Consider the following 12,809-nt stretch of genomic DNA (forward strand, 5'->3'; position numbering starts at 1 on the left):
CCTTCCGATTCGTCGACGTGAGCGCAGGACGACGGGACGATCAGGAAGATTTATCGGGGGTAAGGAGGGGGGGGCTCGCAACACCACGCGGCCATCGACACGCCGCATCCAACACTAGGCTGCAGCTAGATCCTGATCGAGTATGCCTGGAAGCGACCGAGCCGCTGGATCCTGATAGAAGTGCATGCAAGGCCTGGAGGCCTCGCGTAATCGTGATCGGTGATGCTAAACGCTGCCGTGCTTGGTTCGAGTGAGGCGTGCCGCAGGCACAGCGGTGGCAGCAACGCTTTTCCCATAATGGCTGCGACTTAGCTAAGATGACTGAGTAAATAACGGAATATATGCACAGGGGCAGGGGCAATGAAAATCGTGAACTGCGGTCGCGGCGTCCACCAACGCGAAGTTGACGGGCTCGAGAAGTTGCGCGGGCTTCCCGATAGTTGGGTCGCGTTCACCAACTTGGATCTCGCGCTTCCGGGCAAGGGGCTGCGGGAGATCGACCTGATCATGGTGCTCGATGATCGTGTGTTGCTGGTAGACCTCAAGGACTGGAGGGGCCCGATCAGCAGTCGCGATGCTAGTTGGTTCAACGGCACTAAGGACTGTGGAAGATCGCCAGTACAGAAACTGGGCGAGCACACGCGCGCAGTATCAACCTTACTGAAAGCGTTCTTGACGGAACAAACTCGGAAGGAAGGTCTGACGGCGAAGCTGCCTGTCCCCTTGGTGGACGCTTCCGTGGTGCTGACCCGCACCGCCGACCGCACCGGCATTGCCGCTGTTGAGAGTGCCCGGGTATTCGCAATCGACCAGTTCATGAAGATGCTGCGCAACCCTAAGGAGCGTGACGAGCAGCTGGGCAAGGTTGCAGTTCGCGGCGAAGACTTCACGAAGCCAGAGTGGATCAATCGCTTCAGGCGCTTCTTCAACGCCGCCAACGAGAACTTCCGAGCCGCTTCGCGTCGTTACAGCACGTTCCGTGCCGAGAGCGATAGTCCGACATTCGCGCATCCTGGCGAGCTTTTCTATGAGTTCGACGTAGCAGAGGAAGGCGTTCCCAATTCCTCTGGATTTTTGCGTCGCTGGGACTTCAGCAAGGCCGAGCCCCGCTTTCAGACCGAGGAAGGCCGAGCACTGATTGCCGGACGTGAGAAGGAAGTAATCGCTTGGCTTGACGACCGCAGCGCGATATGTGGCCAGGCAATCCTCAAGCAGCGTGCCGAGGATCAGGAACGTGGCACACAGTACTGGGAGGTGTACGAGCGCCGGAGGCGCATGAGGCGTCTATCGGACTTTTGTGACATCGAATTGTCGCGCCTGACCGTGCAAGAGCGCTTGGAGTTGGTGCGACAAGTATTAGCTGCCGCCAAGACGATGCATGACCTTGAAGCCGCACACTTGGATATCGGGCCTCACAGCATCTGGCTTGAGACGCCGACGACTGCAAAGCTTTCGCACCTGATGGCGGCGTCGTATCCGCAAGTCAAAACACTGGGACAGATTCGCTACCAGTTCCTCTCCAGCGCGAGCTCGCCTGAGGAGGTTCTGGGCATTCCCGTGATCGCCCGGCGCAAAGATGTCTACTCATTGGCGTGTGCAGCGCACATGCTGGTGTTCGGAGCTGCTCCCGAGGGGGAGCCCGCCGAATGGGATCCTGTGGTGGACGAGGACGGCAACTATTCGCATCTTCACCCTTGGTTTTCCCGTGCTCTCGACGTCGATGCCACCGCGCGCTTCGCCCACGCGGCGGACATGCTGGAGGCATTCAACGCTGCATTGGCCTCGCTGCCCGATCGACAAAGCACAGTCGAGGGTCTCGAGCACTTTCGCCAGTTTAAGTCGCAGTTGCAGCTTATCCGCAGGTTCCCGATGGAAGAGATGCTTGCGGAGGACGACCGGGTCGACATTTGGCGCTCAAGTGTCGACGGCCAGAGCATAGTGGTGAAGCTGTGGAAAGCCTCTGCGATTGGCGACCTAGGCGACGAGGCGCCGCGGATTCTCGCGTTCCTACGACAGGCACAAGAGCTGGTCGAAGCGCCGATCCCGGGAACCACACGGTTGTTTGGGGCTTACTGGACGGGCGATGCAATCGCGTTGGTGCAGGAGTTTGTACCCGGCCCGAGCTTGGCAGCCATCTTGGCCAATGGTGGCCTGGATGGTGGCGCGGTCGGTGCCGTGGTCTTTGCGCAAGCCCTGACCGACGTCATCGAGCGCGTGCACGGCCGTCTGATCGCCCATGGCGATTTGAAGCCCGAGAATGTCTACCTGCGTCGAGAGGAGACGGACGGCGCAGTCATTTGGCAACCGGTTCTCATTGATCTGATGGACTTCTCGCCTGCCACCGACGGCGATCGGATCAATACATTGTATTCGCCTCCGCTCGGCGGGCGGTTTGAGCGGGATCGTTATGGCGTAACGAAGCTGGTGGAGGAGCTGCTTTCTACCGGCTCCTTGCTCCATTCACAACAAGCGAGTCTTGCGTCGGCCATCGAGCAATGCCGCGAAGGTCCGCCAGCCAACGGCTCCCTCTCGCCGCTTTCAGACGCACTCGCGACGCTGCTCACGCCGCCAGTTTCGAACGTCGGAGGCCTGTCGATCACTATTGGCCTGCCTGACGCAGTCCCCGGCCTCTTGCTGGCCGACGAAGGTCACTATTGGGTTAGCCGCTTTTCTCGGCTGCTGATCATCCGCGGCGCCAGTGAACAGCTCGAGATACGCCTCAACGACAAGGACATTGCGACGCACGCGAAACGATCCGCGGTTTCGCAGGGTCAAATCGCCCGCGCGAAGCGCCACGAAAAGGCCAGCTTTCCGGGTCAGATTAGGGTAACTGGCGAAGTTCTAAAGCTTGGCGAGATCGCCCAGGTTCTGGACCACCCCGAGGTCAGGGCGGCATGGACCGAGCAGCTCGCTGAACCTGACGCCGGCGATGCAGAAGAGGTAGGCCCCGTGCAATCCCACGAGCGCGCTAAAGACGAGCTCGATGAAGAAGCACGGCCCGAGAAGGCTACTCCGGCGGGACTGGAGGTTCGTCGCCTGTGGCGACGTCTGGTGGAGCGCGAATCCGAGCTCATCTCCGAAGCCTTGGCAGTGGGGGAGAGTTCTTACCGCCGTGAAGCCAGGCGTCATGTCGTCCCCATTCAGATGACCGTTGGCGAGTTCGGGTTTGACCGCAATGACACCGTCGTGGTCGAGCGAGTGGACTCTTCACGGATCACGCGGATCGGGTTGCTGGATATCGCAGGTTCGTCAGAAGATTTCATCGTGATCGAATCACGGCTCGACGAGGCACGAGGCCCGCTCGTGGCAGACGGATCAACCCTGCGCTTCCAGAGCCGGTACGAGAACACTAGCCGCGAGCGTCGATCGGACGCGACGCTCCGGCTGGTCAGGGGCGAAGCGGCATTCCCAACGCTGATCGATTACTTCGATCCCACCCATAGCGCGACTCCGATCTTTGCGTCGCACAGCATCGACGAGGAGCTTGTGAAGGCGCGCTATGGTCTAAACGAAACTCAGGCAAGCGCCTTTGCGCGCTTGGCTACGTGTCGTCCGCTTGGTTTGCTTCAAGGCCCCCCGGGCACAGGCAAGACCAAGTTTATTGGCGCCCTAGTGCATTACGCCCTAACTCATGGTCTCGCGCGGAATGTTCTGCTGGCGAGCCAGTCACATGAGGCGGTCAACACCGCTGCCGAGGCAGTCCTGCGCTTGCTGGGCGAACAACGAGATAAGGTAAGCTTGATTCGCGTCGGCCATGAAGGCGTCGTCTCCGAGCCATTGCGACCCTTCCACGCTGCCAAGGCGGAAATGGCCTACAAGGATCGCTTCGCGGCTACCTTCCGCGAGCGCATGCGAATAGCTGCCAAGGCCATCGGCCTAGATGCAACGCTGGCCGAATCCGTGCTGTGGTTCGAAGACAGCGTGATGCCGATCGTTACCAAGCTGCAGGAACTGGCAGCCGAATCTATCCCGAGTGGATCGAGAGCGGACTCGCTCCTGTTAACTATCGAGCAACTGATGTCCTCTCGCGAGGCGGCGGTGTCGTTGCTTGGAGTCGAGATCGAGGAGATCGAGAACGTAACCCTTTCAGCTCTACTAGGGGTCGCCGGAAAACGGCAAGGCGCCAAGGTGGAAAAACTGCGTCACGTTGTCCAGCTAGGACGCGACATCGTTGGCAGCGTGTCAACCTGGCAGCGCAGCTTCGAAACATTCTTGGCCGGCACCAGGCAGGTGATAGCCGGGACTTGCGTGGGATTGGGGCGCACGGCGCTGGGACTGACTAAGACCACCTTTGACCTGGTCATCGTCGATGAAGCCGCACGATGCACTGCCAGCGAATTGGCGGTACCCATCCAAGCCGGGAAATGGATTGTTCTGGTGGGTGATCATGCGCAGCTTGAGCCCTCATATCTGCCTGAAGTTGTCAAGACCCTGGCGGACGAGCAGGGCTTGTCCCGCGATGAAATCATGCGCAGTGACTTCGAGCGCGCATTCCTCTCGCCGTACGGCAAGCAAGCGTCCGCGCGCCTTGATACTCAGTACCGCATGCTCCCACCCATTGGACGCGTTGTTTCCGCTGGCTTCTACTCAAAGGCACTGCAGCATGGTCGCGCCAAGTCAGATGTCGCCGATGATGTCTGGCCACAAAGCCTCAGCACGCCATTGCTGTGGCTAGAGACTGACTCGTCTGGCGCAAAGGCCTTTCAGCGCGAAGACGAAACTCGCCGAGGAAGTCTGATCAACCTGATCGAGGCAGATGCGATCGTGTCGCTGCTGCTCCAGTGGGCCGGGCATGAGGACTTCCTTGCATGGCTTAAGTCGCGGGATCATGGTGACCTGGCCATTGGAATCATCTGCGCCTATTCCGGCCAGCGTGATTTGGTACGAAAGCGGCTCAATAGCGCCAATCTTCCAGACGAACTACGACGGGTACTCAAGGTGGACACGATCGACAGTTATCAAGGCAAGGAGAACCCGATCGTGATCGTGTCCTTGGTGAGAAACAACGCGGACCGGAGATTGCCGGATGGTAGGTCGGGCATTAGCCCGGGCTTCCTCGGGCGTAAGAATCGACTTAATGTCGCAGTTAGTCGTGGCATGGATCGTTTGGTGATTGTCGGCGCCAAGGAGCGCTGGCCGGATGGTGGACGCATGAATGCGTTGATCGAGGCTTTTGACGAGGAGCATGCGCAGGGCAACGCGCGCGTCGTCGCGGCTGCGGAAATCGCAGAGCAGGGTCGGTACGCCGGGTCGAAGCGCCCCGCGAAACCGCGCGCCAAGGCGGGAGACCAGGTATGACCGGGAGCAAGCGCGCCGTCTTGACCCTTGGCGGGAGGACGGTCGCACCGAAGCTGGCGGCGTCCGATGACCTGTCCGTCGTCGTTGGGCAGTTCGACGTGTTATTGCCGTGCCGTCAGTTCAACGTGCGGCACAAGGTCGCCGTGGTCGGCCAGGTGTCATTGACGACCGAATTCCTGCTGCGCCTGCTTTTCTCCGTGGAGGCCCTATCCGAGCGCGATGCACAACAGTTCTTCGGATTCTCCGAACACGAAATGGCATTCGTGCTCAAAGAAGCCGAAGCAAAGGCCTACATCGAGCGCCATGGGGCGCAGTTACGCCTCAGTGAGTACGGGCGTATGCTGTTCGCTGACTCCGACAAACCGCAGATCTACGAAGTAGAGAAGGGTAATGAGCGCGCCGCGTTTGACTTGTTCGCTCTTGCTCCGGCCGAACGCGAATACGTGTCTGACTTCGAGTTTGCCCTGCCAGAGCTCGAGCTAAAGGATGGCGAGGTCGTTGCAAATGCCTCAAAGCTGGTACCGGATGCCTTCCGCAAGTACTTCGTCGAGCTGGTGGCCAGGAGGGAGCGTGAAGGCGGCGTGCGAAAGTCGCTGTACTCGGTGGACGGGGTGACGCCCGAGGAGCGATTTTTCGCACTCGTTCCGGTCGTTGCGACCGCTCCGGCCAAGCGCCCGAGCGAGGCCAGCCCGATGCTAGACGGGTGGAAGACCGGACATGAGCTCGACGATCGCGCAGCTGTGGCCCATGCCGTCGCGGCGTTCCTCGACCGGCAACAGCAATCGATCAGCGGCGAAGCCGCAAGCGCGTACGACTTACTCGTCGATGTGGCCCCGGACTACCTGAGAGAGTTCATCACGCGTAAGGGACTGAGCGTCGGCCGATACTGCGCCGAGACGGCCGCGCGCGCCGGTGAGTTCCGCGTCGACCGCCCGACGATTGGTTTGGTCGGGCCGCTCTACAGCAGCGGCAACTCAGACCATTTGGCCGAAGCGATGGACCAAGCAGCGCGGCGTGGGCCGCCGACGAGTCCTGCCATCTGGGTGGCGCCGCAGTCGCCATTGTGGGGCGCCTCGCGCGGACTGCCTAAGGTCCTGGAGCAGTTGCGGGGGCGCCTGCACGGTGTAGGCACTGACCTGCCGAGCGATCGCGTGATGGGGCTCGTTGCCGGAAAGCCGCCTACACACCTACGTCGGGCATTTACCACGTTGGTGGAGCTGCCTTCTCGCAGCGAGCTGCCCACCTGCCTGGAAGTGCTGTTGATCCTGGGGAACGTAGCGGCTGTGCTGGTGCACGCGCCGATCGACACTCAACGCGGCTTTCCAGTTCCCTTGGGCATTCTGTCGTTTGACGCGAGCGTCGTGGAAAGAGTTGCCTCGATGATGACGCGTTTGCTGCCCAATCAACTGCGATCGCATGGGGACGTGGAAATATATACACCCGATGTGCTATATCCCAAGGCCGCCCGTGATACAAGCCTCGACCATCAGAGCTCTGCGTGATCTAGACTGAGCGAACGTGCAGCGGCCCGACATCCGGATTGGACAGTGAGCTGACTAGACATCTGACGGTAACGACTGTTTACCGACCCGCACGCTTTCCACAGGCAGCGGAAGATCTGGCCTAAGCCGAGCTGGCTTGCAAGTGATCTCCAATCGTACTGCTGACATTCCTGCTACTTCAGTAGACGAGCTGCCGGGTTATCCTCGGCTGCTCCAGCTTGAAAGTACCCAATCACGCTCGCCACCGATCTGTGTTCGGTCATCGCCATCACAGCAGGCAGCGGTACGCCTTGCTTTCCGGCCTCTGTCACAAACCCCGACCGTAGACTGTGCGCCCCAAAGTCCCCCTCCAGCCCAGCCAAGCGGGCCCGGCGCTTAACGATCGTAGCCACTGAGCCGGGAAGGAGAGCAGCGCCTGCGCGCCCCTTCCAGACCCGCCGGAAGATCGCCCCCGCGTCGATCTGCGCGACCTTCAGCCAGGCGGCCAGAGCATCGGCACTGCGCCCTAAGATCGGCTTGTCCGGCGTTGAATCCGCCTTGACCCCCGCCTGCTGGGTCTTGGAGTACTCCAGCCGATAGATGTAGCCATCTTCGCCGACTTTGCGCAGATCGCGCATATCCGCGGCTGCGATCTCGCTACGCCGGCGCCCGCCGCTGGCAAAGCCAAAGCAGAGTAGGGCACGGTCACGCAGTCCTTCTAAACTATCATCACAAGTCGCGAGCATGGCCTCGAGCTCCGGCCGCGTGATGGCGGTTTTCTTGGTTGGCCGCTCACCTCGTTTGACTGAGGCTCGACGAGCGCGGCTCAGCAGCGTCCTGACACTGGGCAGCTCACATGGGTTAGTCAGGCGCTTGATTTTGTGGGCCGTCGACAGTACGGCCACGCGCTGAACCACGGTCGAGAGCTTGAGCGGTCCGACCTTTGCCTTGAGACCGGCAGCCACCAAAGCCTGATCGAGCTCCGGCGGCAGTTCGCTGACTAGGCCGGTCTTGCCTTTGCGCTGGATGTGGTCGACCAGGAACTGGATCACCACGGCCTCGCAGGCAGGCAACGCCAGTTCGATGCCATAGCGGGCCTGATGCCAGCCGGCCCAGTAGCGCAGCGCCGTGGCATAGCTGCGGGTCGTGTTCGCCGCAGCGGCTTCAGCGAGCAGCTCGCGCACGGCGTCAGCGGCTTGCTGGGCCAGGTGCTCAGGCAGCACTAGGTTTGCGGCCGTCGGTGCCATGGTGGGCAATGTGCTATTTCGCTTCATACTATGTAATGTACGTTATGAAATATGGTCTGTACTAGCGATAATCATCACTTATCGCGAGTACTTTGTCAGCAGAGTAGGGCGCCGAGACAGGAGGCAGTTGCATGGCCCGTGGCATCACCGAATCCGACGTCCACACCGCTGCTGACGAGTTGGTGGCTATTGGCGAGCGCCCGACGGTGGAGCGTATCCGTGCTCACCTGGGCACCGGTTCGCCCAATACGGTCACGCGCTGGCTGGAAACCTGGTGGAAAGCACTCGGAACGCGACTCCAGCCCGAGCGCACGGATTTGAAGGATGCGCCGGCGGCCTTGGCCAAGCTGGCCGGTCAGTGGTGGCAGCTCGCCTTGGAGCATGCCCGTGAACTGGTTTTGCAGGAGTTCGCCGATACGCGTCAGGCGCTTTCAGCGGAATACGACGAACTTCTCGCCCTGCGGCAAACCTTCGCCGATGAGGCTGCAGAGCTCCGAAGCAAGACAGAAGCCGCCCTTCAGGCCGAGCGACTTGCTTCTACACAGGTCGTAGAACTTCAGCGCCTTGTGAGCCAGATGCAGGCCCAGATTGACGAACTGAGCCAGCAAAGGGCAGATGCCAACCATCTCCTTGATCAGGCGGCGACCTCACGACACGAATTGGATGCACGACTTCAGCAGCTGCAAGAACTGGCGAGATCTGAGCGCGAGAGTTTGGCTGAGCACGCCAGATCTGTCGAAAACCGAGCTCTGGCTGAAGTGGATCGAGCGCGCCAAGAAATCAAAGACCTGCGGGCGCAACTGCTCGCAATGACCAACGAGAGTGCCTCCAAGCAAGCTCACTCAAGTGTCCAAATGGAGGTACTGAGAACCAGTGCCGCAGCGGCTGAGCGGGAAAGGGCGGTTCAGCGCGCCCGAGCTGACGCGCTCGAGCAAGAGCTAGAGAGACTGCGAGGCTTGTCAGCCGCTCTTGAGACAGTCATAAAAAGCACTAAAACAGTTAAAAGGCCTCAGAAAACCGTTCGCACTAAGCGGCGCGAATCATAAATCAGGTCACTGAACTCCAAACCTGCTAGCCTCTCAGCATGTCAACAGCAAGCAAGCCCTGCCTGCGAATACAGGCCTAACTGATCGCCGCATGGCGCCCGTCAATGGCGCCACAAGGGGCTTGGCCGAGACCGGCCACCGTTCAGTTAAAAGGGACTTAGGTTATGCATCACTTTCAGAATGTGCCCCCGATCTGCGCCCCCGCGGATTGGACCCCGCGGATTGATCAACTTCTTTCGGATATCTGGCACTTACTCGCCCCCGACCAGCGAAGTTCTTTCCAGATCACCGACATCAAAGAGAAGCGGGGCGGACTTCGCCTCTACTGGTATTTACAGGCCGACGTCACTGACGAGCTTGGTGACAAAATTGATGCATTGATCGACCAAGCGTCCGACGAGCTTCAACTGCAGCGGCCGTGAATTGCAGGGCGGAACATCTCAGGTGTACCTATCGGTGAGCGCGCTCTGTGCCCTGGATGTGCAGAGTCAGTACGCGCTAGAACACGCTGAGCAACACGCGGCCGACGCACGCTGCGATCAAAGCAGCCGCGAAGCGATAGATGCTCGCTGATGAAGATCGCCATAGCACTGTGGGCTGGGTAAAAGTGTCTGTTTTTTCTGCATCGCGTTCATCTTGTACCGCAAATGTCTGCGTACGTTCACAACTGCTCAGCAACATCTGCGTCGATTTCCCTGAGTCTCTGCCGGGATCGCCCAAGATTCTCTGCGGTGAACAGGGGGTTGCCGTTCAAACTGGATCGCAAGCGGGCGTCTGTGGATTTCTGTGTATACGGTGCTTTGATTCGTTCCCTTTTTTGTAGGCTGCCAGCAGTCTGGGGGCCGTCCACTTCCAGCCAGATGACGCGCCAACTATGTGCGTACTTTTAAATATCTTTCGCTACAACAGGTTAGTGAGCTGGCGTACCCCATACGGAGCCATATGAATGCCTGCTTGTAGCAACTAAGTCTGTACTCAAACAAGATTTTTCAACTAATTACGTACTTTGAACGTGGCTTTCTGCGGAATTGCCAGGTACAGCTGCTAAGAGTAGTGTTGCAGCCGGCTCTCATACCTAAACGATAGAACTGGCTGCCGTTATCGTGATCGTTGCGATTACAGCGCCTTTTTGACTTCTATCGTGAACCCCAGCCTTGCCAGAGCGATGCCTGGACTGGATGTGTTGAGATGAGTTTGGCGACGCGAGCGCGAAAACGAATGCTGGGCGTGCGGCAGGCGCGAACCAGCAACTCAGCAAACCTCTGGCATCTCAAATCGCCGGTGGCGGAACGAGCAGTCATGCTCAGTGGGGACTTGAGCATGTTGCTCTTCTACTACTGCGAGGGAGACCCGACGGTCTACAAAGCAGAGTATGCAGGGGCTTCATTAGATCTTTCGCTGGGCGAAGTGGAAGCGTTCGCTGACGCGCTCGTCGTACTGGAAGATGGATCCTTTCAGGCTCGGGCACTCGATGATGGTTCTCCGCGGGCCTTGGCGAACGTTACCGCGCTGCGGGGCACCTGCAGCCATCACACCATTTCAGTTTCGGCAGGGGACTTGCTCGACTCCTCGCTTCGCATCCGGAACTGGAAAGCCGCTATTGCAGCATTTCATCGATGCAATGGTGCGGACCTGAGGCCGGTGGTAGATGACGTGGAGTCCTACATTCGGCTTAGTTCCTCGGCGACGATACAGTCCCTTGTCAGGCACTTGGGAAGGCATCAGCCCTTGCATGTGATCGGAGCAACGGTGCTCGCACTCCGGGAACGAGCCATCTCGTCCAACATGGACAGTGCGCCATGGTGCATGCACACGCGGCTGATGAGGCTGGATCATGCCAGCCATCGTTAGATACAACAGAAGAACGATGCCTGCCGAGCTTCGGAACATGGAAGCTTGGCCGCAGTTCGACTCCACCGCCCTTGGTCCTGAAGCGCTAGCCGTTTGGAAGCGACGGCGGGATGCGGTGATTGCCTATCTCGGTGGTATGCCGGTTGCCCAAATCCAGGCTCGCTACGGCTATCAATGTCACCAGGTCGTTCGCTACCTCAATCAATGCGTTCGTCTCATGCACGATGGAAGCTGCGCCGGCTGGATCGGCTTGGTGAAAGGCATTCGGACCGAAGCACACGTTCGGAGAAGGCCGCTGAAGTCAATGCCCCACCTTTCACGGGGCGGATACGCCGGCGCGCTGGAGTACACGCTTTCTGGTCTTCCAGGCTTGAAAACTGCTTTGGACAAGTATTTGGCAACAGGTGTCGATCCATGGGGCGAAGATCGGGGGCGCGTGACTCCGCGTACTACCCATCAAGTATTTCTGCGCCTCTGCACAGAGGCAGGCATTGCGCCTTTCGCCTGGCCGTTCTGTGTAGAGCGCCAGGCCAGGAACAGCATCGCCAAATACGCACGCAGCTTTTTTGAACACAATCATCAGCGCGTAGCACTACTTCAATATGGGGAGGTCAGCAGGGACCGGTCTAAACGGGGGAGGCCTCCGCTGGCAAAGCTGGAGGTGAAATCGCCGTTCGAGGTAGTCGAAGCCGATGAACATGAGGTGCATCTGATGATCTCCATCGGCATTGAAACACCAAAAGGGGTGAGACACGTCCCGTGCCGGCGGTTGACGCTTATCGTGGTCGTGGACAGATTCACCAGCTACATCTTGGCATGGGACCTGGTTGTGCGCCGGCAGATATCCAGCGAGGACTTTCTTCAGTGCATTGACAAGGCCATCGCAGGTCAGTGTCTATCAGCGGATATTAAAGAGGCGATGAATGTCTGCATTGGGGTGATGGCCAATCCTTCCGACGGAACTCGGCTGGGCTTTGATAGCCTCTTCATCGACAACGCTCTCGCTCACCTGTCCGATTCAGTATGCGACAAGATTCTCAAGGAAGCTGGCTCTGTCGTGAGCTTCGGGGCAATTAAACGCCCCGAGCGGCGTCACCTGGTGGAGCGAGTTTTCTGCTGGATGGCTCGTGAGCTCTTCCACCGCTCAAGGGCCACGACAGGGAACAGTTCTGTGGACACACGGCGCATCAACCCGGAGCGTGAGGCGGTGCGTAAGAAGGTCTCACTGAGCCAGCTCATGCGGGCGATGGATGATGCCGTCACGCGCTGGAACAATAGGCCAACGGAGGCTAATTATGGCTGTAGTCCAGCACAGCAGCTTCTCGACTACTACTCCAGCATTGACGGAGTGCTGCCACCACTATGCCCACCGCGACCCTGTATGTCTGTTCCCCTAAGGCTGGATATCTGTGGTCCCACCATGCGAGGCAGCAAGGCGAAAGGTAGGTTGCCGTACATTACCTACGCTTCCGTGGAGTATTCGTCTCTGCAGCTTGCAGCGAGATGGGACTTGTTGGGAAAGAAAATAAGAATTCATGCGGACCCATACGACATATCAACTATCCATGCATATGCTGCTGATGGCGAGGATCTTGGAGAGTTGATGCCGATATCCTCTCGGTGGAGGTACCCGCACTCGCGCGAGATGCGGAAGCTGCTCAAAGCTAATATAAAGCATGCGCATGATCACATTGATCATGACCCGGCTAAGGTGTTCCTTGCTGAGCAAGAGCACATCGCCCTCCAGGCAAACGCAAAGGGGTTCTACCCCGAAATCACGGACGGTTGTAAAAGGGCTGAGAACTTCTGGTCTTGCCTGGCGACCCTTCGTCGCATCCTCGGGTTGTGGAACCGCTCGATGTATTCGAACACATCCGCCCTCGCGG

The 12,809-nt window shown here is 59.1% G+C and carries 5 protein-coding genes and 1 pseudogene; 4 read left to right on the forward strand and 2 right to left on the reverse strand.

Features of this window, described 5'->3' with window-relative positions; translation table 11 throughout:
• Positions 1-360 precede the first annotated feature (360 nt).
• Entirely contained in the window at positions 361-5,298 is a 4,938-nt protein-coding gene (locus QMX80_RS04390; RefSeq protein WP_282275494.1) for an AAA domain-containing protein, read from the forward strand.
• Positions 5,295-6,800 carry a hypothetical protein gene (locus QMX80_RS04395; protein WP_282275496.1) on the forward strand — a complete coding sequence of 502 codons (1,506 nt, stop codon included), beginning with the start codon at positions 5,295-5,297 and terminating at the stop codon, positions 6,798-6,800. Before QMX80_RS04390 ends, QMX80_RS04395 begins: the two co-directional genes overlap by 4 nt.
• A gap of 173 nt (positions 6,801-6,973) precedes the next feature.
• Here the strand turns inward: QMX80_RS04395 and QMX80_RS04400 are convergent, their stop codons facing one another.
• Positions 6,974-8,026: a site-specific integrase gene (locus QMX80_RS04400; RefSeq protein WP_282275497.1), complete on the reverse strand. Its 1,053-nt coding sequence runs from the start codon at positions 8,024-8,026 to the stop codon at positions 6,974-6,976.
• 131 nt (positions 8,027-8,157) lie between these two features.
• Here QMX80_RS04400 and QMX80_RS04405 point away from each other — a divergent pair, with 131 nt between their 5' ends.
• Together QMX80_RS04405 and QMX80_RS04410 are read left to right on the forward strand one after the other, a co-directional pair.
• Positions 8,158-9,072 carry a DNA-binding protein gene (locus QMX80_RS04405; protein WP_282275498.1) on the forward strand — a complete coding sequence of 305 codons (915 nt, stop codon included), beginning with the start codon at positions 8,158-8,160 and terminating at the stop codon, positions 9,070-9,072.
• Positions 9,073-9,236: 164 nt separating this feature from the next.
• Positions 9,237-9,494 (forward strand): hypothetical protein, encoded by a 258-nt coding sequence (locus QMX80_RS04410; RefSeq protein ID WP_282275501.1) that lies wholly within the window; start codon positions 9,237-9,239, stop codon positions 9,492-9,494.
• A gap of 3,193 nt (positions 9,495-12,687) precedes the next feature.
• Here the strand turns inward: QMX80_RS04410 and QMX80_RS04415 are convergent.
• Positions 12,688-12,809 (reverse strand): annotated as a pseudogene (locus QMX80_RS04415) (IS3 family transposase); the annotation flags it as partial.

The sequence above is a fragment of the Stenotrophomonas sp. PS02297 genome (assembly GCF_029959705.1).
Lineage (GTDB): Bacteria > Pseudomonadota > Gammaproteobacteria > Xanthomonadales > Xanthomonadaceae > Stenotrophomonas > Stenotrophomonas nitritireducens.